Here is a 22,257-nt window from a genome sequence, read left to right as displayed (position 1 = left end):
CTTTTCAACACATCATTTACCCAATTCGGGGGCATGAAAGGACACTTGGTCACAGGATTCGTCATGCGCCGCATCGCTTTTGTCCCCCTCCTCGCCGTCTTCGCCCTGGCCACCGACGCCGGGGCCGCGCCGGGCGGCGGCGTTGCGGCCCTAGTGGCCAGCCCGGCCTTCAAGGCCGCCGTGGCCAAACTCGACGCCGACCATGATCGCACCGTGGCCGACATCGTGACCCTGACCGAGATCCCCGCTCCGCCCTTCAAGGAGACCGCGCGGGGCCAGGCCTATCTGGCCCTGCTCAAGGCCCACGGCCTCACCGATGTGGAGATGGATCCCGAGGGCAATGTCATGGGGGTCCGCCCCGGCGCGAAGACCGGGGGCAAGGGCCCCTATGTGGTGATCGCCGCCCACCTGGACACCGTCTTCCCGGAGGGGACCGACGTGAAGGTCCGCCGCGAGGGCACGAAGCTGATGGCCCCAGGCATCGGCGACGACACCCGCTCGCTGGCCGTCCTGCTGGCCTATCTGCGGGCCATGGACGCCGCCAAGATCACGACGACCTCGGACATCCTCGTCGTCGGCAATGTCGGCGAGGAGGGCGCGGGCGACCTGCGCGGGACCCGCTACCTGTTCAATACCGGCCGGTACAAGGGCCGCATCAGCGCCTTCTTCTCCATGGACGGCAATGACCCCTCCCGGGTGGTCGACCAGGGCGTGGGATCCAAGCGCTATCGCGTGATCTTCCGCGGCCCCGGCGGCCACAGCTACGGGGCCTTCGGCATGGTCAATCCCATGGCGGCCATGTCCAGGGCCGTGGTCGACCTCTACGCCGTCCAGTCGCCCGCCACGCCCAAGACCACCTATTCGGCCAGCGTCACCGGCGGCGGGACCTCGGTGAACGCCATCCCGAATGAGGTCTTCATGGACTTCGACATGCGCTCGGAGAACGCCGCCGAACTGGCCCGGCTGGACACCAAGCTCCAGACGATCCTGGCCCAGGCCGTCGACGGCGAGAACGCCGCCCGCTCCACCCGCTACGGCAAGGTCAGCTTCGAGGCCAAGGTCATCGGCGAGCGACCGGCCGGCGCCACCGACCCCAAGGCCGCCATCGTCACCGAGACCCACGCGGCCATCGCCGCCCTGGGCTTCACGCCGGGCCACGACGCCTCCTCCACCGACGCCAATGTGCCGATGAGCCTGGGGATTCCCGCCGTCACCATCGGCTCGGGCGGCAAGGGCGGCCGGGCCCACGCCCTCGACGAATGGATCGACGTTGAGAAGGCCCCCAGCGTGAGGGGTATGAGCGTCGGCCTGGCGGCCCTGCTGGCGGTGGCGGGGGTGGAATGATCCCCCGCCAGAAGGGCGTTACCCCTTCGGCCCGGCGTTGGACTTGTTCTTGTTGAAGGGCTTCTTGAAGCCGCCCTCCTTGGGCGGGCCCTTGTAGGGAGCGCCGCTCTTGGGCGGACCCTTGAAGTTCTCGGGCTTGCCCTTGTAGCCGCCGCCTTCCTTGGGCGGACCCTTGTAGGGGCTGTCGCTCTTGCCCTTGTACTCAGGACGCGGCGCGGCGTCGCCCTTGCCCTTGTAGGCCGGACGCGGGCCGGTCTTGAAGGACCGGGCCGGGCCGTCCGAGGGCGCGCCCCGCGGGGGGCCGCCGGCGCCGCGCGGCGGGGCGGTCTTCTGGCCCGAGGCCGGCGCAACGGTGGGCTCGATCTTGATCTCGTCGTTGATCGTGGCCTTCACCGCGGCGGCGAACTTGGCCTCGGCGTGGCGGGCGATCTCGAACTTGGTGTCCTGGTCGAAGATCTTGATGGAGCCGATCTCCGGCTTGGTCACGTGGCCCAGGCGGCAGATCATCGGGATCAGCCACTTGGGGTCGGCGTTCTTGGCGCGGCCGACATTGATCCGGAACCAGGTGACCTCGCTGGGGTCCAGCCGTTCGGGACGGCCCACCGGGCCCTCACGATCGGGGCTCCAGCGGTCGGCGCGCGGCATGGGGCCCGACGACGACCCCTGACCGTCGCGGGGGTCCTGGTGTAGGTCCTCGGCGGCCGGCAGGCGCGAGCGGTGCAGGCGGATCAGGGCCGCGGCCACCTCTTCCGGCGTGCGGGTGGCCAAGACCAGCTTGGCCAGGGCCATGTCTTCTTCCGCCAGGGGCTCGGTGAGGATCGGGTCCTCCAGCAGGCGCGTCTGATCGCGCTCGCGGATCATCTCCGGGGTCGGCGGACCCTGCCAGGTCGCCTCGATATTGGCCGAGGCCAGCAGCTGCTCGGCCTTGCGGCGGCGGGTGTAGGAGACCAGCAGGACCGAGACGCCCTTCTTCCCGGCCCGGCCCGTTCGGCCCGAACGGTGCAGCAGGCCGGCCTTGTTCACCGGCAGGTCGGCGTGGATCACCAGGCCCAGGTCGGGCAGGTCCAGGCCGCGGGCGGCCACGTCGGTGGCGACGCAGACCCGGGCCTGGCCGTCGCGCAGGGCCTGCAGGGCGTCGGTGCGCTCCCGCTGGCCGAGTTCGCCGGAGAGGCCCACCACCGCGAAGCCGCGCTCGCGCAGGGCCGCATGCATGTGCCGCACACCCTCACGGGTGTTGCAGAACACCAGGGCCGAGGGGCTCTCGAAGAAGCGCAGCACGTTGACGACGCCGTTCTCCACCTCGTTGGGGGCGACGCGGATGGCGCGGTATTCGATGTCGCCGTGCGGTTCGTGGCGATTGCTGGTGTCGATCCGCACCGCGTCCTTCTGGTAGCGCTTGGCCAGGGTCGCGATCTCGCGGGCGATGGTGGCCGAGAACAGCAGGGTCCGGCGGTCGGCCGGCGCGGAGTCCAGGATCTCCTCCAGGTCCTCGCGGAAGCCCATGTCCAGCATCTCGTCGGCCTCGTCGAGCACGACGACGCGCAGGGCCGAGAGGTCGAGATTGCCGCGCTCCAGGTGATCCTTCAGGCGGCCGGGGGTGCCCACCACGATATGGACGCCGTTGGCCAGGGCCCGCTGCTCGCGCCGCGGGTCCATGCCGCCGACGCAGGTTTCCACCCGGGCGCCGGTCTGGGCGTAGAGCCAGGTCAGTTCGACGCTGACCTGCATGGCGAGTTCCCGCGTCGGCGCGATCACCAGGGCCAGCGGCGAACCGGCCGGCCCGAACTTTTCGGCGCCCTCCAGCAGGGTGGGTCCGGCGGCCAGGCCGAAGGCCACGGTCTTACCCGATCCGGTCTGGGCCGAGACCAGCAGGTCGCGGCCGAACGCCTCTTGCGCCAGCACGGCATCCTGGACAGGGGTGGGCTCGGCATAGCCGTGGGCGGCCAGAGCGCGCTCCAGGGCCGGGTGGGTCGGGGGGAAGGGCATTTGTGTCGATAGTCCGATCGGTCAACCGCGGCGCTGAGAGAACGCCGGGGGGCGCGGCTAATGGCGCCACGCGGCGGCTTATACAAGCCCGCGCGTAATAAATCCTGCGGAATACTTGCGACTGTTTCGCGGATCGAAACGCCAGCTCAGCCGTTCATGGGCCATGGCATACACGATGAAGAACGGTCGCACCCCGCCCACCACCACGGGGGAAGGCGTCCTGTCCTATGCGGGCTTCAAGGGGAACGTGGCCTACGAGATCATCGGATCCCTGGCCGGCCTGCGCCAGGGCGGCGCCTCCCTGCGCGGCTCCTTCATGACCACGCAGGAGATCGCCGACAACGCCTTCAAGGCCTGCGACGGCCACCTGCGCCTGGCCGACGGCAAGGAATACCGCATCACCATGGTCGGCTACACGCCCGGCAGCGCCACCGGATACTTCGAGCTGAAGATCTAGCTCTTCCTCCCTCCCCTTTATGGGGAGGGGCAGATCGCGAAGCGATCAGGGTGGGGAGTATCGGCAGGCTCCCCCACCCGTCCGGCGTTCCGCCGTCCACCCTCCCCATGAAGGGGAGGGAGAAGCCTAAGCCGCCTTCTGAAGCTCCTGCTTCACGCGCTCGGCCAGGGTCTTGATGTCGATGGGCTTGGGCAGGAAGGAGACGTTGGTCTCGCCTTCCAGCAGGTTGGAGAACTCGGCCTCGGCATAGCCGGAGATAAACATCACCGGCGCGCCGGCCAGGTAGATGCGGGCCTGTTTCAGCAGGTCGGGGCCCTGCATGCCGGGCATGACCACGTCGGAGATCATCAGGTCGATGGTCCCGGCGTGCTGTTCGGCCAGGTCCAGGGCTTCCTCGCCCGACGCCGCCTCGATCACCTCGTAGCCACGGGCGCGCAGCAGCTTGGCGGCGACGCCGCGCACGGCGTCCTCGTCCTCGACGAACAGGATGCGCCCGGCGCCGGAGAGGTCCCGCGCCGCGGGTCGAGTGGCCTTGGGGACCAGCGGCTTGTCCAGAACAGCGGGGGCCGCATGGACCGGCAGGAAGATGCGGAAGGCCGCGCCCTCGCCGGGGCGGGAGTCGACGCTGATCCAGCCGTCGGACTGTTTGACGATGCCATAGACCGTGGCCAGGCCCAGGCCCGTCCCCTCGCCCACCGGCTTGGTGGTGAAGAAGGGGTCGAAGATCTTGTCGACCACGTCGGGCGCGATGCCGGGGCCGTCGTCGGAGACCTCGATCAGGGCCTGCTCCCCCTGGGCGGAGGGATAGCCCAGGGCATGGGCCTCGGCCTCGGTGACCCGGGCGGTGCGGATGGTGACGCAGGAGCCACCGTTCATGCGGGTGGCGTCACGGGCGTTGACCGCCAGGTTCATCACCGCGGTCTCCAGTTGGCCGCGGTCGGCGCGCACGTGGGGCAGGTTGCGGCCGTACTCGGTCTCCAGCCGCACGTCCTCCTGCAGCACCCGGCGCAGCAGCACCTCGAACTCGCTGATCAGCTCGCCCAGGTCGAGGATCTCGCGCTGGACGGTCTGCTTGCGGGAGAAGGCCAGCAGCTTGCGCACCAGATCGGCGGCCCGGGTGGAGGTGGAGCGGATCTCGCTCAGGCCCTCATAGGAGGGGTCCCCCACCGGGTGGCGCGTCGACAGCACGTCGAGCTGCATGAAGATGGCGGTGAGCAGGTTGTTGAAGTCGTGGGCCACGCCCCCGGCCAGCTGGCCGATGGCCTGCATCTTCTGGCTCTGGGCCAGCTGCAGCTCGATCTGCTTCTGCTCGGAGACGTCCACCAGATAGGCCACCCAACGGCCGGAGCCCTTGGAGAGGTACAGGTGGGCGATCTTGGTGGGGTCCTTGGCCAGGCGCACTTCCAGGGCCCCGGCGCCGGCGGCGCCGTCCTTCAACTTCTGGGCGGCGTCGGCGCGGCTGGCGGTCTCGATCAGGTCGCCGAACACCGAGCCCACCCCGCCATAGCCCGGCGCGGCGGCGAGCGTCGGGTTGGCCTCGATGATGGTGGCCTCCAGAGGGTCTTCCCCCTCCAGCAGGGCCGCCCCGAAGGGCGAGGCCGCGGCGAAGGCGTCCAGCACCTTGGGCGGCGGCGGCACGGCCGCGGAGAAGGCGGTGAGCACCTCCAGGGCGGCCGACGGCAGGGCGAGCGGCTCGGCGGGGCCGGCGGCCAGCCGCACCAGGTAGCGGCGCGCGCCCAGCGGCGAGATGGTGGCGTTGTGCTCGGCCCCGTTGGCGCGGATCGAGGCCTGGGCGGTCAGGCCGCGGCGGGCCGAGGTCAGGGCCGAGAACAGGCTGGCGGCGGAGGGGCCGCCCTTGGGCAGGCGCGGGGCCATGCCGAGAACAGTCTTCCAGGCGCCGTTGGCGGCGTGGATGCGGCCGTCGGCGGCGGCGATGGCGGCGGGTTCGGACAGGGCCTCGATCAGCTTGTCGGCGCCGGGCTCGCTCTCGGCGGCGGCCTCCACCGAGCCACGCAGGGCGAACAGGCCCAGGCAAGCCACGCCCGACAGGCCGATCAGCAGCATCAGGCCGGCCAGGGTCGCGGGTCCGGCGTTGATGGCCGGGGCGGCGGCGAAGGCGACGGCCATGAGGAAGAACACCACCGCCGCGGCGGTCAGCGGATCAAACCGGCGTTTTGCGGTCGGCTCAGCCATGGGGTGTCCCAGGCGGGCGCCCTGAACGGGTTGGCCCGGCGAATCGGTGTTCAGCATACATGAAGCCCAGAGATTACGCGGCTTTACGGTGAATGGGGATGGCTTGGCGGCGGGCGGCCGGCCGGGGTCGGATCATCCGCCGACCCGGGCGCGCATCGGCGCCATCTTCGGCTTCTGCTTCTGCTCGCTCTGCATGATGAAGCCGATGATCTTGGCCACGGCCTCGTAGTGCTTCTGGGGGATGAAGTCCTCGATCTCCACCGAGGCGTAGAGTGAGCGGGCCAGCGGCGGGTCGACGATCACCGGCACGCCGGCGTCCTCGGCCACCTTGCGGATGCGAAGCGCGACGGCGTCCGCGCCCTTGGCGACGCACTGGGGGGCGGACTCCGCCCCGTCCTCGTACCTCAGCGCCACGGCGTAGTGGGTCGGGTTCATCACCACCACCGTGGCCTTGGGCACGTTCTGCATCATGCGCGAGCGCGCGCGCATCATGCGCAATTGCTTCTGCTTGCCTTTGACGTGGGGGTCGCCCTCGGTCTGCTTGTATTCTTCCTTCAGCTCTTCCTTGCTCATCCGCATGCGCTTGGTGAAGCGCTGCTTCTGCCAGAACCAGTCCAGCCCGGCGATCAGCAGCAGGAAGCCGGCGATGGAAAAGGTGAGCCGGCGGATGATGTCCACCGCGAAGGGCAGGATCGACATCGCGTCCATGGCCGCCAGGTTGGACAGCTCGGCCATGTGCGGCTTGACCACCAGGTAGCCGATCCACGCCACCAGGGCGATCTTCACCAGGGACTTGATGAACTGCATCAGGGCGTCGACGCCGAACATCCGCTTCAGGCCGCCCACCGGCGAGACCTTCTTGAAGTCCATCTTCAGCTTGTCGGGGCTGAACATCAGGCCGGTCTGGATGACATTGCCGGCGATCCCGGCCAGGGCCGCGGCGCCCATCACCCCCAGGATCAGCGGCGCGGCCGCCCCCATGACGTGGCGCAGCACCCCCTGCCCGCCCCCGCCCTCCAGGCTGATGGACTGGGGGTGGGCGATGAAGGGCGTCAGGGCGTTGGCCAGGTCCCGCGACATCCAGCCCCCGGCCACGGCGATGACGCTGGCGGCCGCGGCGAAGGCGGCGAGCGTCGGCAGGTCGGCGGTCTTGGCGACGTCGCCCTTCTCGCGGGCCTTGCCCAGTTTCTGGGCTGACGGTTCTTCTGTTTTTGACTCGGGATCTGTGTCGTCGGCCATCTCAGCCTCCGAAGATCATGAGCAGTTCGCGGTAGCGGCTCATCCAGACGGTGCCGATGACACCCAGGCTGAGCGCCACGATCGAGAGGCCGAACAGCACCATCAGGGGCGAGGCCACGAAGAACACCTGGAACTGCGGCATCACCCGGCCCACCAGGCCGGTGGCGATGTTGAACACCAGGGAGAAGACCAGGACCGGCGCGGAGAGCTGCACGCCGAGCTTGAAGCAGCCGGCCACGGTCTGCACCGCCAGCGTCGCGGAGTCGGCCACCGGCAGGTCCCGGGTGAAGGGGAACAAGGTGTAGGACTTCACGATGGCGGCCAGGAACAGGTGGTGCAGGTCCGTCACCATGATCAGCACCAGGCCGATCAGGCCCAGGAAGGTGCTCACCGTCGAGGAGCCCGGCGCCACGCCCGGCGCGGCGGTCTGGGCGAAGGACAGGGTGGTCTGGATGGAGATGATCTCGCCGGCCGTGGCCAGCGACATCAGGAAGATGCGCAGGATCGAGCCGATCATCAGGCCGATCAGCACCTCCTTGAGGATGCCGGTGACCATGCCGCCCACCGCGTTCGGCACCGGCGGCAGGTGCGGCGCCACCACCGGCATCAGCATCAGGCTCATGACGAAGGCGAAGGCCAGGCGGATGCGGGGCGGCACGGTGGTGTCGCCGATCCCGGGCATCAGCATGACCAGGGACGACAGCCGCGAGAAGATCAGGCCGGCGACATAGACCTGCTGGGCGGTGGCGTAGGATTCCACCGGGCCGTCCTCACATCGCCGCGATGCGGGCGGCGATGTGGCGCATGAAGCTGCTCATCAGGGCGCCCATCAGCGGCAGGAAGATCAACAACGACACGAAGATGGCCACGATCTTCGGCGCATAGACCAGGGTGGCCTCCTGGATCTGGGTCAAGGCCTGCATCAGGCCGATGCCCACCCCCACCACCAGGCCCACGATCAGCACCGGCGCGCAGAGCTGCAGAGTCAGCCAGATGGCGTCCCGCCCGACGTCCAGAACCTCGGCGCCGTTCATGAAGGGCCTCTCGAAAGGGGGAATTGAAGACTCCTCCATGTGGCGCAGACATGGTTAACGAAGGGCTACTAGAAAGCGAGTGTTTCCTATTTGTTCTCGCGACGCGTTCTGGCAAAATCGCCGCATGCACGCCGCGCCTGAGACCCGGAAGATGGCCAGGATGCTCCGACGCCGCCTCTCCTTGCCGGAAGGCTTGCTGTGGCGCGCGCTGAAGGGCGGCAAGTACGGCGCGCTTCACGTCCGCAAACAGCACCCGATGGGCCCTTATGTCCTCGACTTCTTCTGCGCCTCGGCGAGCCTGTGCGTCGAGGTCGACGGGACGAGTCACAGCGCCGGAGACCGGCCGCATCGTGATGAGCGTCGGGACGCTTGGCTGGCGGCCCGCGGCGTGCGGACGCTGCGGATCAGCGCTCAGTTCGTTCTCGAAGACATAGACGGAGCCATCGCGATGGTCCTGGCGGCGGCCGGCGCCCCAACCCCCTCCGTCTCCGAGCTACGCTCAGATCCACCTCCCCCGAACCGGCCTTCGGCCTGGGGGAGGAATTGAAACGCTCTAGTTCCTCCCCCAGCGCGCAGCGCGGTTCGGGGGAGGTGGCGCGCGCAGATATGCGCGTGACGGAGGGGGCTGGGGCCTCTCCGCCATCACTTCGCCAACCCCCTCGCCGCCTCGGCGGGGCTGGCCTTGGCGGTGTCGCGGTCGACGCTGTAGTTGGCCGCCTGCATGGCGCCGACGGGGATCGAGCCCACCAGGGGCTTGAGCGTGGCGATCAGCCGCTGGTCGGAGGCCCGCCTCGGCGAGACCAGGATCACCGCGTCATAGGGCGGCAGGGCGCCCTTGGGATCGGTGAGCACCACCAGCCTGTCGGCGGCGATCCGCCCGTCCGAGGAGAAGGCCGAGATCACGTCGGCCTCGCCGCCCGAGAGCGCCCGGTACATGAAGGTCGGCTGGAAGGACCGCTGGGCCCTGAAATGGAAGCCATAGGCGGCGTCCACCGCCTTCCATTCCGGCCGCGAGAGGAACTCGATGTCGGTCCCCAGCGTCAGCTTCGGCGCCTCGCGGGCCAGGTCGGCCAGGCTGACGATGCCCAGCGCCCTGGCCCGGTCGGCCTTCATGGCGAAGGCGTAGGCGTTCTCGAAGCCCAGGGACCCCAGGACGGTCACCCCGTCCCTCGTCTTGAGTTCGGTGGTGAGGCCTTCCAGCACCGCCTGGCGCCCGGGATTGTCCTGCCGGTTCAGCACGTTGGTCCAAAGGGTGCCGGTATAGTCGACATAGACATCCAGCTCCCCGGCGGCCAGCGCCCGATAGGCCACCGCCGAGCCCAGGTCCTCCTTGCGGCTAACGCTGGCGCCGGCCCGCTCCAGCCGGTCGGCCATCAGCTCGGCCAGGATGTACTGCTCGGAGAAGTTCTTGGCGCCCACCACATAGCTGCCGGGCTTGCCGAAGCTCGCCAGGGGCAGGATGGCGATGACGACCCCCACCGCCAGGCCCGCGGCGCCTGCGATCATCAGCCGCCGGTCGCGCCGCGCCGCGCCGGTCTCGATCAGGCCCAGCAGCTGATCGGCGGTCATGGCCAGGGCCGCCGAGGCCGCGCAACCGAACAGGACGCCGACCCAGTTCTCGGTCTGCAGGCCGGCGAAGATGTAGTTGCCCAGGCTGGTCTGGCCGACCGGGGTCGAAAGCGTCGCCGCCCCGATGGTCCAGACCGCGGCGGTGCGGACCCCAGCCATGATCACCGGCATGGCCAGGGGCAGTTCCACCTGGAACAGCTTCTGGCGGGCGGTCATCCCCACCCCGTCGGCGGCCTCACGGACCGCCCGGTCGACGCCGAGGATGCCGGTGGTGGCCGTCCGCAGGATCGGCAGCATCGAATAGAGGGTGAGCGCCAGCAGGGAGGGCAGGAAGCCCAGGGCCGAGAAACCATGACCGGTCAGCGACAGACTCAAGGCGGAAATGGCCAGCAGCAGGGGATAGAAGAGGGCCAGCAGGGCCAGGCTGGGAATGGTCTGGATCAGCCCCGCGAAGGCCAGGACCGGCCAGCGCAGACGCGGGCTGCGGCTGGCGGCGACCGCCAGCGGCAGGCTGATGACCAGGCCGAGCGCGAGCGCGCTGGCGCTCAGCATGACGTGCCAGGCGAGGTATTCCGGCAGCAGGGCCCAGGCGGCCGCGAGCTGGGGACTCACGCCGCGCCTCCCAGACGCTCGGCCAGGCGCTGGGCCTGCCGCTTGGGCGCGTCCAGCAGGGCGCGCACATCCGGATCCTGGCTCTGCCGGCTGAGTTCGGTCGGACCGCCGTCGGCGACGATGACGCCGGCCTTCAGCACCACGATGCGGTCGGCCAGCAGAACGGCCTCGCTCATGTCATGGGTGACCATCACCGTAGTGAGCGAAAGCTGGTCATGCAGGGCGCGATAGTCTGTCCCGAGCTGATCGCGCGTCACCGGATCCAGAGCCCCGAAGGGTTCATCCATCAGCATGATCTTCGGCTCGGCCGCCAGGGCGCGCGCCACCCCCACCCTCTGCCTCTGACCGCCGGATAGGGCGGCCGGCAGCCGGGCTCCCATCTCGGCCGGCAGGTCCACCAGGCGCAGCAGGTTGGAGACGCGGGCGGCGATCCGCTCCTGGGTCCAGCCCAGCAGCTTGGGGGTGATGGCGATATTCTCGGCAACGGTCAGGTGCGGGAATAGCCCGATCTCCTGGAAGACGTAGCCGATCCGCCGGCGCAGGAGGTGGACGGGGACCGCGCCCGCGTCCTCCCCCATCACTCGCACGGTCCCGGCGCCCGGGGTCACCAAGCCGTTGATCGTCTTCAGCAGAGTGGTCTTGCCCGAGCCCGAGGGCCCCACCAGGGCCACGAACTCGCCCGGCGCGATGGCGAGGCTGACGCCGGCCAGGGCCGCGTGGGCGCCGTAGCGTTTCTCGATGGACGAAAGTTCGATCGCGGTCGGGGCCATGCCCGGACCTTAGCGAACGAAGCTCAGATCGGCATACGCATGATTTCTTGATAGGCGCTGATCACCTGGTCGCGGACGGCCATCACCGTCTCCAGGCTGGCCTCGGCGGCCGAGATCGAGGTGACCACGTCGATCAGCTCGGCCTTGCCGGCCACATTGGCCTTGATCTGGTTTTCCGCGTGCTTGGAGGCCTGCATGGCGTCGGTCATGGCCGACTTCACCATGGCCCCGAAGTCGAGCCCGCCCTCGGCGGCCCCCCCGATGGGCTTGGAGCCCCCGATCCCTTGGGTGGAGGCATAGGCCTTGGCGGCGGCGAGCGCGGTCATCATGGCCTAGTTTCCTATCGCTTCAGCAGATCGAGGGTGCGCGTCTCCATGGCGCGCGCCGTCTCGATCACGTTGAGGTTGGCTTCGTAGGCCCGCTGGGCCTCCTTCATGTCGAGGGCCTCGATCAGCGGGTCGACATTGGGGGTCTTCACATAGCCCTTGGCGTCGGCCGAGGGATGGCCGGGCTCGTACTCGGTCTTGAAGTCGCTCATGTCCTGGGCGACGCGGGTCATGCGGACCCCCATGGCGCCGTCGATCTTCACCGCGGTGAGCACCGGCGCCTGCCGCCGGTAGGGGTCGCCGCCGGCGGTCTTGGAGGTGGAATTGGCGTTGGCCAGGTTCTCGGCGATGATCCGCATCCGCGCCTGCTGGGCGCGCAGGGCCGAGGTGGCGATGGCCTGGGCGGCGCCGCTGACGGGCTTGATCTCGGGCATCTAATCCGTCCTAGCGGCCCGGCGCCCGCGCGGCCATCCGCAGCAGGTTCAGGGATTTCTGGTAGAAGCCGATGGCCGCGTCGTAGCTCATCCGGGCGTCGGACATCTTCAGCATCTCCTCCTCCAGCACGACCGAATTGCCGTCGAGGGTGGTCTCGGAGTCCTTGACGGTCTGGGCCTTGAAGCTGCGCGCGACGCCGCCGGCCCGCTGGCTGGGCGGCGTCATATGACCCGGCTGGGTCACGGCCTGCAGCCCGGCCCCGCTGGTGGCCAGCTTCATCTGGGCGGCGAAGTCGTAGGGCTTCAGGTCCTTCGGCGAGAAGCCCGGGGTCTCGGAGTTGGCGACGTTCTGGGCGATCAGCTTCTGCCGTTCCGACAGATAACCGAGCCGGCTGCGCAGCATAGAGAACAGGGGGATGTCGCCGATATCCATGCCGAACATGGTGAATAAATAGGGTTAATCGCTCCTTAAGACCCTTGCGGCACTCCTGGCCCTGACCGGCGCTTTCGGCCGGCCGTCTCCTTAATCGTCTCATCGCGATGGACTTCGCCATCTTCGCCCGGGCCGTGTTCGCCCTGGCCGTGACCCTGGGGCTCGTGGGCCTGGCCGCCGTCGCCCTGCGACGGTTCGGGCCGGAGGCGCTGGCGCGCTTCACCCCCACCCGCAAGGAACGCCGCCTGGCAGTGGTGGAGAGCCTGGTGCTGGATCCCGCGCGGCGCCTGGTCCTGGTGTCCTGCGACGGCGAGGAACGTCTGCTGCTGCTGGGGGAGGGCCAGGTCCTGCCCTCCGTGAAGAAGGGCCGCGCCTGATGGCCGGAATGTTCAAGTCCGTCACCCAGCTGCGCGCCGAGGACTGGCGCAAGGCCTTCCTGCTGGCCGCGCTGGCCACCCTGGCCAGCCTGGTCGTGCCCGCCACGGCCCTGGCCCAGGCGGTGAACATCAATCTCGGCACCGGCGCCGGCCTCACCGAACGCGTGGTCCAGCTGATGGGCCTGCTGACGGTCCTGTCGCTCGCACCCTCCATCGTCATCATGACCACCTCCTTTGTGCGGATCGTGGTGGTCCTGTCCCTGTTGCGCACGGCGCTCGGCCTGCAGCAGAGCCCGCCCAACGCGGTGATCATCAGCCTGGCCCTGTTCCTCTCGGCCATCGTCATGGGCCCGACCGTGCAGCGGTCCTATGACGAGGGGATCAAGCCCCTGCTGGACCAGCAGATCGAACTGCCCCAGGCCTTCGAGGCCGCAAGCGACCCCCTGAAGAGCTTCATGCTGGCCCAGGTGGACCGCGAAGACCTGGCCCTCTTCGTGCGCCTGTCCAAGATCGAGCGGCCCAAGACCGTGCAGGAGATTCCCATCCGGGTGGTCACGCCGGCCTTCATGATCTCGGAGCTGAAGCGCGCCTTCGAAATCGGCTTCCTGCTCTTCGTCCCATTCCTGGTCATCGACCTGGTGGTGGCCAGCGTGCTGATGAGCATGGGTATGATGATGCTGCCGCCGGTGGTGGTGTCCCTGCCCTTCAAGCTGATCTTCTTCGTCCTGGTGGACGGCTGGCGGCTGGTGGCGGGCAGTCTGGTGGAAAGCTTCCAGCGCGGGGCCGGCGCGGGCTGATCAGCCCTTCTTCGCCGCCGCCGCGGGCGCCGCGGGCGCCGCCTGGGCGGAGCGGGGGGCGATCGGCGTCGCCGCGGTGCGCAGACCCACCGGGGCCGGGCGGTCACGGAACTTCACCTTCATCTTGGTCACCCAGCCGGCGAAGGCCTCGTTGTCGGCGGTGATGCGGCCGAAGTCGGCGACGCTGAGCCGGCCATCCTGGACGCCAGACAGGGCCACCCGCAGCGCGTCGGGGTTGCGCGCCTGCTCGGCGAAGCCCTGGTAGCGTTCGCGCAGGCGGGTGAGCGCCATGTCCTCGCCGGCCAGGCTGTAGGCGACCCCGGCGCGCAGCAGCTTGCCCTCTTCCTCGCTGGCCAGGGGCCCAGGGCCCTTCCAGCGGTCGCCGAGCGACTTCTCGAACAGAATTCCGGCGCCGGCCCAGTCCTTCTTCTTCCAGACCACCTCGGCGCGCAGATCCGCGCCCTCTTTGGAGGTGTCCCGCTCCATGACCTCCAGGGCCGCGTCGAGCCGGCCGAGATTCATCAGGGCCCGGGCCTCCACCAGCCGCCGCTCGGTGTTGAGGGCGGTGGGCAGGACCGTGGTGCGGGACGCGTTGATAGCGCCCAGCGCCTGCTCGGGCTTGCGGTCCATCAGGTAGATGACCGCCAGGTCGGTGGCCACCTGGGCCCGCGGCACGCCGTCCAGGCGGTTGTCGGCCTGGTATTTCAGCAGGTCGGCGGCCTGGTCCAGCAGGTCGACGTCCACCAGCCGGCGGACCAGGCGGCGCACCATCAGGTCGCCGTCGGCGCCCAGGGGCGTCAGTTCCTTGAAGTCGAAGAACAGGGCGAGCGCCTGGATCGGCTCCAGCCCGTCGGCCGCGCCGTCCAGGAACAGGCTGCGGAAGGCCGTCGCCAGGTCGCTCTGCAGCTGCAGGGCCTCGGGCAGGTCGGGCAGGCGCTGACCCGCCGACCGCAGCGCCTCCAGCGCCTCGCGATAACGGCCCTGGTTCAGGTAAAGCTGGCCCAGCGCCCGGATGGTCTCCAGCTCCGTGGAGTCGCCGCGCCAGCGATAGCGCAGGCCGTCGAAGACGTCGGCGGCCTGGACCGGGGTGATCTTGCCCGCGGTGAGACGGATCTGGGTGGCCCGCAGCAGGGCCGGGGCCGAGATCGATTCCACCGGGGCGCCGGCAAGCGCGGCGTAGATGCGCAGGGCGCGGTCTGGGTGGCCCTGGGCCTCCACCACCTTGGCCTGAATTAACCGGGTCGCCAGCTCCTCCAGGGGCGCGGTCCGATCCATCAAGGCTAGCTTGATGCGGGCGTCGGCGCCGTCGATGTCGCCGAGCGCCAGGGCCGCCTGGGCGTCGGCGCGGGCGAAGCGCGCCTTCCAGACGGGGGAGAACTGATTGAAGGCCTCGGCTCCGGCGGCGAACTGGCTGCGGGCCTCGGGCCACTGGGCCAACTGGGCGGCGATATAGGAACGCCACAGAGCCGCGGAGGGGTCGTCGGCCAGGATCGGAGCGGAGAAGTCAGCCTCGGCCTCCTTGTACCGGCGCGCCATCACCCGGGCGATGCCGCGCAGACCGCGGAATTCGGGGTCCTCCAGCAGTTCCTGATGGCTGCGCGCGCTGTCGTTCAGCACCCCGATGGCTTCGAAGGAGAGTTCCGAGCCCACCAGGAAGCGGGCGAGCGCCATGCGCGCGGCGACCGGAGCGTCGCGGCCCTTGGCGGCCTCCTCCATGGAGGCGTTGAGCAGGCCGTTGTAGCGGGCGAGGAAGCCGCCATGGCCGGTCTTGGGCCAGTTGGCGTAGTCGATCAGGGCCGGCATGCCCGCCGGCTGCGGGGCCCCCAGCTCGGCCTCGGCCCGCTCCACCCCGGCCGAGGCGGGCGAAAGGGTCAGGCCGGCCGGACGCCCGATCTGCACGAGGTCGCCGTTGTGGGAGAGGGACAGGTCCTCGACATAGGATTCCAGAGCCAGGCCCTGGGCCGAGGGCAGGACCGCCATCTGGACGTATTCGCGCCGGCTCGGCACACCCTTGGAGGGGCCAAGCGCGGTGACCACCGACAGGGCGTCGCCGACGATGGGGTCGTCGACCCTCACCGTCCGGGTGGCGCCCGCGACCACGGCCTTCAAGGCGGCGGGACCGCCGACGTCGTCGCGGACGATGCGGACCTGGCTGCTCTGGCTCTGGGCGCCGGGACCGATGGCCACGGTCCAGACCGGCCCGACGGCCGAGGCGAAGAAGGGCGTGCCCTTGGGCGCGGCGATCCGCACCGCCGAATAGTCGGCGCCCTTGAAGCTCTGCACCTTCGAGAACTGGCGAAGGCCCCGAGGGGCCTTGGAGACGTCAAGGTCGGCAGGGGCGTCGAAGACCACCCAGATGGCGTCGCCGCGCCGGAACACCGCAGCTCCGTTGGGATTGGCCCAGGGGAAGCTCAACAGCACCTGGCCATTGGCCAGCTTGGCCTCCATCTGGACGACCCCGCCGGCCGGGATCGGGTTGGGCCGCACCGGCTCCGGTTCAGTCAAGGGCGGCGCGGTCTCGGCGATCTCCGGCTCGGGCGGCGGCGGCCGCTCGAAGAGGTTGATATAGGTGGCGCCGTCGGCGTTCCCGACCTTGGCCTCGGCGTCGTCGGCGAGCGTCAGGACCAGTTCCAGCCCGCCGCCGGAGTGGCGGGCCTCGGCGGTCTTCAGCCACCGGGGCGGATCGATCCGCAGGCGGGCGATGTCGGGATTGGCGTCCCGGTTGAACTTCAGGGTCAGGACCTGGCCGTCGCGCTTGGTGATGGCCCGCGCGCCGCCGGCCCAGTGCAGCTCGATCCGCGAAAAGTCCCTGGCCTGGGCCACATGCACGTCCAGCGGGCCGCGGGGCGCGACCTGCACGGGCGTCGTCGCGGCCACGCCCGCAGGCGCGATCACGCCGGCGATGCAGATCGCCGCGACGCTGGAGTGAAGGGTCCGGCGCAGGCTCAAGGAACTAGCCGGCCTTCGGCGGAGCCGCCGCCGCGGGGGCTGCGGGCTGGGCGGCGTCAGGGGCCGCGGCGGCCTGCTTGACCGGGGCGGCCTTGGCGGCGGGCTTGCGGGCGGCGACCTTCTTGGGCGCGGCCTTGCGGGCCTTGGGCTTGGCGGCCGGCGAAGCGGCCTTCTCGGCGGTGGGATCGGCCGCGGCCAGCTGCTGCGCCGAGGGGGTGGAGGCCGCAGCGTTGGTGGCGGCCGCGTCGGCGGAGGCCGCCACCTTGCGGGCGTCGGCGAAGCGGCGCGACAGGCTCTCGGTCAGGCGCTTGGCCTCGGCCGGGGGCATGGCCGCGATGATGGCCGACAGGGCGCGTTCCTTCATCTTGCCGGCGATGGGCAGGCGCACGGAGTCGTCCAGCAGCACCATGCGCGGGGCGGCGTCCTTGGCCTTCATGCCCTCGAACACCTTCACCAGGCGGTCGACCTCGGCCTGCTCCTTGCCGTCGGCCTGGCTCAGCAGCGACTGCACGTCGCCCTTCAGCCCGGTCAGGGTCTTGACCTTGGCGTCGAGCTTGGCCTCGGCGGCGGCCAGCAGGGCCAGCTGGACGTCGATGTCCTGCTCGCGCTGATCAAGCTGGCCTCGGCGGGAGCCCAGGCTTTGCAGAATCTGCAGTTCGGCGGGCGAGAGGCCCGCCTCCTTGGCCAGTTCCGCCGCCGTCGGGGCGCAGACCGCCGGGGCCCGGGGCGCGGCGGGCGCCAGGGTCGAGGCGTCCAGGACCGAACCGACGGCCGCGCCCTCGGAGCCGGCCTTGCCCTCGGCCGCCTTCTCCTCGGTGGCCTTTTCGCCCCTGGCGCCCTTGAGCGGCTTGGCGGCCTCCTCGGCGAAGGCCTTGGCGCCGGAGATCATGTCGGGCAGCGAGCGGGCGCCGGCCATGGCGTTGACCGCCAGGACCCCGGCGGCGGCGATGCCCACCAGGGGCAGGATGCGGGGTATGTTCTTCATCGGCGGGCTCCACCCATGGCCACGCGCTCGGCGGGGCCATCGAACAGGTCGTCTTCGAAACGGGGACGCTGGCGCGTCGGGGCGATGTCGGGCCGCACGAACCGCTCGGGCTCGGGCCGCACGCGGGGCTCGCGGGCCGCCGACAGCAGGGCGCCCAGGCGATGGGTGACGCGCTCGACGTCGGCCTCGTCGACCTCGGCCTCTTCTTGGCGGAAGGCGACGCGGGCGGCGCGGGGCGAGCTGTGCGCCGCGGTCTGCGGCGCGCCCTGCAGCTGGCGGTCGAGCTTGCCGGTCAGGGCCCGGGCCTTCTCGATGCGGTCGGCCAGGGCGTCGGCGGCCTCGTCGGTGGCGGCGCGAAGATCGGCCAGCCCCTGCTCGGCGCGGGCGGCGGCGACGTCCAGCTCGGCGACGGCCCGGGCGAAGCCGTCATGGCTGTCGCGCAGGTGCTTGAGGCGGATATTCAGCCGGAAACCCATCATCAAGGCGGCGACCAGCAGGCCCGCCAGCATGAGGTTCATCCCAATGGCGATCAGGCTCATTTCAACCTCTGGATGGCGCGCCGGGCGTGGGGCGTCAGGGGGGCCTCCACACGGACGGCGATATGGTGGTTGCGGCGGCCCATGCGGCCCCGCGTCAGGGGGATGGTTCCGGCCCGCAGCTCGATGAGGCTGTCGGGGGTGGCGTTCAGCATGATGGTCTGGCCGACCTCGAGGTTCAGGACCTCCTTGAGGCTGATCTGCTGCTCGTCGAGGACGGCGCGGACCTCCATCTGGGTGGTCCAGAGCTCGGTGGCCAGGTGGCCTTCCCAGATGTTGTCGCGGCCGAACTTCTCGCCCATGAACTGCTGCAGCAGCATCTTCCGGATAGGCTCCAGGGTGGCGTAGGGCAGCAGCAGCTCGATGCGGCCGCCGCGGTCCTCCATGTCCACCCGCAGCTTCACCAGGATCGCGGCGTTCGGCGGCCGGGCGATGGCGGCGAAGCGCGGATTGGTCTCCAGGCGGTCGAGGGTGAAGGTCACCGGGGTCAGGGGCTCGAAGGCCAGCTTGGCGTCGGCCAGCACCACCTCGACCATCCGCTGCACCAGCACGCGTTCGATGGTGGTGTAGGGGCGGCCCTCGATGCGCATCGCCGCGGTGCCGCGGCGACCGCCCAGCAGCACGTCGACGATGGAATAGATCAGGTTGGAGTCGACGGTCAGCAGACCGTAGTTCTCCAGCTCCTCGGCCTTGAACACCGACAGGATGGCCGGCAGCGGGATCGAGTTCAGATAGTCGCCGAACCGGATCGAGGAGATGTTGTCGAGGCTGACCTCGACATTGTCGGAGGTGAAGTTGCGCAGGGAGGTCGTCATGTACCGCACCAGGCGGTCGAAGACGATTTCCAGCATCGGCAGGCGTTCGTACGAGACGAGCGCGGAGTTGATGATGGCGCGGATGCCCGAACGCTCGGCCGCCTCCTCGTCGGACAGATCGAAGCCCAGCAGGCTGTCGATCTCGTCCTGGTTGAGGATACGCTCAGACCCGATCAGGCTCTCGCCGGACGCCTCTGCGTCCGACCAGTTCTCGCCCTCGGCGGCGTTGGGGTTTTCGAGTTCATCGTCCATGGGAGCACGCCAACCAGGGATAGGCCCTAGTTGATCAACATCTCCTCAATGAGGACCGCATTTACTTTTGACGGGGCGATCACGAGGTTCACCCGGCGCAGGATCTCCATGCGCAGCTGGTAGGACCCCTGGCTGCCCTGCAGGTCTTCCGGGCGCAGCTCGCGCAGGAAGGTCTGGAACATGTCCTGCAGCCTGGGCATGTTCGGCTCCAGCAGGTCCACGGTCTCCTGGTCGGGGACCTCCAGGGTGAGCTTCAGCTTCAGGAAGGTGGCCCGGCCGTCGGCAGTCTGCATGTTCACCACCACGTTTGGCATGGTGTAGAAAAGGACGCCGTCCGGACCCTCGGCGATGGTGCCGATGGTCTTCTCTTCCTTGCCCTTCTCGCCCTTCTTTTCCTTCTTCTTCTCCTTGCCGTGCTCGTCGGCCTTGGCATGGGCCTCGTCGGGCTTGGGCTTGAGGAAGATGAAGGCCGCGGTTCCGCCGCCGCCCAGGACCAGCACCGCGGCGACGCCAGCGATGATGATCATCTTCATGGGCAGCTTCTTCTTGCCCGCAGGCGCGCCCTCCTCGCCCTCGGCGGCGGCTTCGCCCTCGGGGGCTTCCTTGACCTTGTCCTTGGCCACGCGCGCGGCTCCTTAGAATCTTACCCCCTGTGCATGGGGCCGACATGGTTAAGGACTGGTTTTTTCGGGGCGCGAAGGGGCAGTCCAAGCCTGCCCGGCAGAATTGGCCGGAAGGTCCGCGTTAACCTTCTTATTTATTGATTTTGCTGATGTTTAAGACTGGCCCGAAGCTTGCAGTCCTGACTTCGACGAAAGTGTCGCAGGTTAAAGGTTCGAGCGCCTTCGATGGACAACGCCCTCTATGTCGGATTGTCGAGGCAGATGACGCTGCGCCGCGAACTCGACATCGTGGCCAACAACATCGCCAACGCCGACACCACCGGCTTCAAGGTCGAGAGCCTGATGCTCGAGACCGCCGCCCGCGCCCCGGCCGTGACCCAAGGCGGCCCCAAGCCGGTCAAGTTCGTGCTGGATTCCGGCGTCGCCCGCGACTTCACCGGCGGCGCCCTGCGCAAGACCGACGCCCCCTTCGATCTCGGCATCGAGGGCCAGGGCTTCTTCAAGATCACCACCCCCGACGGCGAACGCTACACCCGCGACGGCCGCTTCCGGATGGACGACACTGGCCGCCTCACCACCCAGGCCGGCCAGCCTGTGCTCGACGAGGGCGGCGGCGAGATCGCCATCGACCCCCAGAAGGGTGGCGTCACCATCGCCACCGACGGCACGGTCAGCCAAGGCTCCGAGCGCATCGGCAAGGTGGCCGTGGCCCGCTTCGACACCCTGTCGGTGCTCGAGAAGGCCGGCGACAACCTCTACCGCAACACCTCCAATCAGCAGCCCCAGGCCGCCCCGGACGCCCGCGTCCACCAGGGCATGCTGGAGAGCTCGAACGTCAACACGGTCCTTGAGATCACCCGGATGATGGAAGTCACCCGAGCCTACGAGTCGATGGCCAAGATGATGGATTCCAACGCCGACCTGTCCCGCCGCTCGATCGAGCGGATGGGTCGCGTCCAGTAAGGGAAGTCTAAGAGATGCAAGCACTTCGCACCGCCGCGACCGGCATGGCTGCCCAGCAGCTCAACGTCGAGGTCATCTCCAACAACATCGCCAACATGAACACCGTCGGCTTCAAGCGCCAACGGGCCGAGTTCCAGGACCTGCTCTACAACACCCTGGAGCGCGCCGGCGCCCAGTCCTCGGACCAGGGGACCATCGTTCCCACCGGGGTCCAGATCGGCGGCGGCGTGAAGGCCGGATCGGTCTACCGCATCACCGAGCAGGGCTCGATGACCGCCACCGGCAACCGTTACGATGTGGCCATCGACGGCCGCGGCTACCTGCAGGTGCTCAAGCCCTCGGGCGAGACCGCCTACACCCGCGCCGGCAACCTGTCGGTCAACGACCAGGGCCAGCTCGTCACCGAGGACGGCTACCAGCTCCAGCCCTCCATCACGATCCCCTCGGACGCCACCGACGTCATCATCTCCAAGGCCGGCCAGGTCCAGGTCACCAAGGCCGGGGCCACCTCGCCCGAGGTGATCGGCAGCCTGGAACTGGCGACCTTCATCAATGAGTCGGGCCTTGAGGCCATCGGCGACAACCTGTTCATGGAGAGCGGCGCCTCGGGCCCCGCCACCACCGGCGCCCCCGGCTCCACCGGCTTCGGCTCCCTGCTGCAGGGCTATACCGAGGCCTCCAACGTCGACGCGGTGACCGAGATCACCTCCCTGATCGTCGCCCAGCGGGCCTACGAGATGAACTCCAAGGTCATCTCCTCGGCCGACCAGATGCTGCAAGCCGCCAACCAGCTGAAGGGCTAGGTTCATGCGCACCCTGATCCTGGCCTGCGCCATCGCGCTCGCCGCCGCCCCGGCCCTGGCGGGCCAGGCCGTGACCCTGAGATCCGACACCTTCGACGCCGACGGCGTCATCACCCTGGCCGACCTGTTCGACGGGGCGGGCGCGGCCGGCAAGATCGCCGTGGCCTCGCGGCCGGGCGCCTCGGCCGTGCTCGACGCCGGCGCCGTGCAGTCGGCCGCCCGCCGCGCCGGCCTGGACTGGGCCAACGCCGAGGGCATCCGCCGCATCGTCGTCCGCGCCGGGTCCGACGGCGGCGTCAACGCGCCCTCCGCCCGCGGCAATGTCGAGATCCTCACCTACGCCCGCAGCCTGTCGGCCGGCGAGATGGTCCAGCCCCAGGACGTGGTCTGGGCCAAGGCCGCCGCGGCCCCCTCCGACGCCCCCCGCGACGCCGAGGCGGTGATCGGCATGGCCGCGCGGCGCCCGCTGCGCGCCGGCGCCGCGGTCTCCAACCGCGACGTCTCCGCCCCCCAGGTCATCAAGGCCGGCGACGCCGTCACCGTCACCTACGAGGCCGGGGGCGTGACCCTGGCCCTGGAGGGCAAGGCCATGGCCGCCGCCGGGATCGGCGACACCGTCGCGGTCCAGAACACCGCCTCGAAGAAGATCATCCAGGCCACGGCCAGCGGCCCCGGCCAGGCCGTGGTCGGCCCCGCCGCCGACCAACTCAAGTCGCTGGGCCGCGCCCAGTACGCCCAGCGTTAGAGAAAGCGTCCCCGC

23 protein-coding genes are annotated in these 22,257 nt (G+C 69.6%); 8 read left to right on the top strand and 15 right to left on the bottom strand.

The features are described from left to right. The first annotated feature begins 63 nt into the window (after positions 1-63). Positions 64-1,344, top strand: a complete 1,281-nt coding sequence (locus Q7T09_RS06965; protein WP_304698751.1) for a M20/M25/M40 family metallo-hydrolase — start codon at positions 64-66, stop codon at positions 1,342-1,344. Positions 1,345-1,362: 18 nt separating this feature from the next. Here Q7T09_RS06965 and Q7T09_RS06960 read toward each other — a convergent pair whose 3' ends face one another. Further along, a complete protein-coding gene (locus Q7T09_RS06960; protein WP_304698750.1) occupies positions 1,363-3,330 on the bottom strand; it encodes a DEAD/DEAH box helicase in 1,968 nt (655 codons plus the stop codon). Between the two features lie 163 nt (positions 3,331-3,493). Between Q7T09_RS06960 and Q7T09_RS06955 the strand changes: the two genes are divergently transcribed. Continuing rightward, positions 3,494-3,787 carry a hypothetical protein gene (locus Q7T09_RS06955; RefSeq protein WP_304698749.1) on the top strand — a complete coding sequence of 98 codons (294 nt, stop codon included), beginning with the start codon at positions 3,494-3,496 and terminating at the stop codon, positions 3,785-3,787. Between the two features lie 126 nt (positions 3,788-3,913). On the opposite strand, the gene cckA is transcribed toward Q7T09_RS06955, so the two are convergent. From cckA to fliQ, 4 genes are all read right to left on the bottom strand, one after another. Beyond that, positions 3,914-5,980, bottom strand: coding sequence for a cell cycle histidine kinase CckA (gene cckA, locus Q7T09_RS06950; RefSeq protein ID WP_304698748.1), 2,067 nt, complete (start codon positions 5,978-5,980; stop codon positions 3,914-3,916). A 132-nt stretch (positions 5,981-6,112) separates the two neighbouring features. Beyond that, positions 6,113-7,219 (bottom strand): flagellar biosynthesis protein FlhB, encoded by a 1,107-nt coding sequence (gene flhB, locus Q7T09_RS06945; protein WP_304698746.1) that lies wholly within the window; start codon positions 7,217-7,219, stop codon positions 6,113-6,115. Position 7,220: 1 nt separating this feature from the next. Next, the gene (gene fliR / locus Q7T09_RS06940) at positions 7,221-7,979 is read right to left on the bottom strand and encodes a flagellar biosynthetic protein FliR (RefSeq protein ID WP_304698745.1); all 759 of its coding nucleotides are present in this window, start codon (positions 7,977-7,979) and stop codon (positions 7,221-7,223) included. 10 nt (positions 7,980-7,989) lie between these two features. Beyond that, on the bottom strand, positions 7,990-8,253 hold the full coding sequence (fliQ, locus tag Q7T09_RS06935) for a flagellar biosynthesis protein FliQ (RefSeq protein ID WP_304698743.1): 264 nt from the start codon (positions 8,251-8,253) through the stop codon (positions 7,990-7,992). A gap of 151 nt (positions 8,254-8,404) precedes the next feature. Here fliQ and Q7T09_RS06930 point away from each other — a divergent pair, with 151 nt between their 5' ends. Next, on the top strand, positions 8,405-8,800 hold the full coding sequence (locus Q7T09_RS06930) for an endonuclease domain-containing protein (protein WP_304698741.1): 396 nt from the start codon (positions 8,405-8,407) through the stop codon (positions 8,798-8,800). 95 nt (positions 8,801-8,895) lie between these two features. Here Q7T09_RS06930 and Q7T09_RS06925 read toward each other — a convergent pair whose 3' ends face one another. Genes Q7T09_RS06925 through flgB form a run of 5 tightly spaced genes read right to left on the bottom strand, consistent with a single transcriptional unit; the run spans position 8,896 to position 12,397 of the window. Then, positions 8,896-10,434, bottom strand: coding sequence for a glycine betaine ABC transporter substrate-binding protein (locus Q7T09_RS06925; protein WP_304698740.1), 1,539 nt, complete (start codon positions 10,432-10,434; stop codon positions 8,896-8,898). After that, positions 10,431-11,204 (bottom strand): ABC transporter ATP-binding protein, encoded by a 774-nt coding sequence (locus Q7T09_RS06920; protein WP_304698738.1) that lies wholly within the window; start codon positions 11,202-11,204, stop codon positions 10,431-10,433. The genes Q7T09_RS06925 and Q7T09_RS06920 overlap by 4 nt, the downstream gene beginning before the upstream one ends. A gap of 23 nt (positions 11,205-11,227) precedes the next feature. Then, positions 11,228-11,533 carry a flagellar hook-basal body complex protein FliE gene (locus Q7T09_RS06915; RefSeq protein WP_304698736.1) on the bottom strand — a complete coding sequence of 102 codons (306 nt, stop codon included), beginning with the start codon at positions 11,531-11,533 and terminating at the stop codon, positions 11,228-11,230. 11 nt (positions 11,534-11,544) lie between these two features. Continuing rightward, complete coding sequence (gene flgC, locus Q7T09_RS06910) at positions 11,545-11,964, bottom strand: flagellar basal body rod protein FlgC (RefSeq protein WP_304698734.1); 420 nt, start codon at positions 11,962-11,964, stop codon at positions 11,545-11,547. Positions 11,965-11,974: 10 nt separating this feature from the next. Beyond that, positions 11,975-12,397: a flagellar basal body rod protein FlgB gene (flgB, locus tag Q7T09_RS06905; RefSeq protein WP_304698769.1), complete on the bottom strand. Its 423-nt coding sequence runs from the start codon at positions 12,395-12,397 to the stop codon at positions 11,975-11,977. A gap of 107 nt (positions 12,398-12,504) precedes the next feature. On the opposite strand from flgB, the gene Q7T09_RS06900 reads away from it, so the two are divergent. Together Q7T09_RS06900 and fliP are read left to right on the top strand one after the other, a co-directional pair. Beyond that, a complete protein-coding gene (locus tag Q7T09_RS06900; protein ID WP_304698732.1) occupies positions 12,505-12,774 on the top strand; it encodes a flagellar biosynthetic protein FliO in 270 nt (89 codons plus the stop codon). Next, positions 12,774-13,571, top strand: coding sequence for a flagellar type III secretion system pore protein FliP (gene fliP / locus Q7T09_RS06895; RefSeq protein ID WP_370689213.1), 798 nt, complete (start codon positions 12,774-12,776; stop codon positions 13,569-13,571). Before Q7T09_RS06900 ends, fliP begins: the two co-directional genes overlap by 1 nt. Here the strand turns inward: fliP and Q7T09_RS06890 are convergent, their stop codons facing one another. Genes Q7T09_RS06890 through Q7T09_RS06870 form a run of 5 tightly spaced genes read right to left on the bottom strand, consistent with a single transcriptional unit; the run spans position 13,572 to position 19,731 of the window. Beyond that, positions 13,572-16,520, bottom strand: coding sequence for an endoglucanase (locus tag Q7T09_RS06890; protein ID WP_304698730.1), 2,949 nt, complete (start codon positions 16,518-16,520; stop codon positions 13,572-13,574). Positions 16,521-16,524: 4 nt separating this feature from the next. Next, a complete protein-coding gene (locus Q7T09_RS06885; protein ID WP_304698728.1) occupies positions 16,525-17,505 on the bottom strand; it encodes a MotE family protein in 981 nt (326 codons plus the stop codon). Beyond that, the gene (locus Q7T09_RS06880) at positions 17,502-18,044 is read right to left on the bottom strand and encodes a DUF6468 domain-containing protein (protein WP_304698726.1); all 543 of its coding nucleotides are present in this window, start codon (positions 18,042-18,044) and stop codon (positions 17,502-17,504) included. Before Q7T09_RS06880 ends, Q7T09_RS06885 begins: the two co-directional genes overlap by 4 nt. Continuing rightward, the gene (fliM, locus tag Q7T09_RS06875) at positions 18,041-19,108 is read right to left on the bottom strand and encodes a flagellar motor switch protein FliM (RefSeq protein ID WP_304698724.1); all 1,068 of its coding nucleotides are present in this window, start codon (positions 19,106-19,108) and stop codon (positions 18,041-18,043) included. Before fliM ends, Q7T09_RS06880 begins: the two co-directional genes overlap by 4 nt. A gap of 26 nt (positions 19,109-19,134) precedes the next feature. Next, positions 19,135-19,731, bottom strand: coding sequence for a flagellar basal body-associated FliL family protein (locus Q7T09_RS06870; protein ID WP_304698723.1), 597 nt, complete (start codon positions 19,729-19,731; stop codon positions 19,135-19,137). A gap of 225 nt (positions 19,732-19,956) precedes the next feature. Here Q7T09_RS06870 and flgF point away from each other — a divergent pair, with 225 nt between their 5' ends. From flgF to flgA, 3 genes are read left to right on the top strand one after another with little or no spacing between them, the layout of a single operon-like run. After that, positions 19,957-20,694 (top strand): flagellar basal-body rod protein FlgF, encoded by a 738-nt coding sequence (gene flgF / locus Q7T09_RS06865; RefSeq protein ID WP_304698721.1) that lies wholly within the window; start codon positions 19,957-19,959, stop codon positions 20,692-20,694. 14 nt (positions 20,695-20,708) lie between these two features. Continuing rightward, on the top strand, positions 20,709-21,497 hold the full coding sequence (gene flgG / locus Q7T09_RS06860) for a flagellar basal-body rod protein FlgG (protein ID WP_304698719.1): 789 nt from the start codon (positions 20,709-20,711) through the stop codon (positions 21,495-21,497). A gap of 4 nt (positions 21,498-21,501) precedes the next feature. Then, on the top strand, positions 21,502-22,242 hold the full coding sequence (flgA, locus tag Q7T09_RS06855; protein WP_304698716.1) for a flagellar basal body P-ring formation chaperone FlgA: 741 nt from the start codon (positions 21,502-21,504) through the stop codon (positions 22,240-22,242). Positions 22,243-22,257 lie beyond the last annotated feature (15 nt).

The organism is Phenylobacterium sp., assembly GCF_030645195.1.
GTDB lineage: Bacteria > Pseudomonadota > Alphaproteobacteria > Caulobacterales > Caulobacteraceae > Phenylobacterium.
Note: the sequence above shows the minus strand (reverse complement) of the source record. Positions and strands in the feature narration are given on the sequence as shown.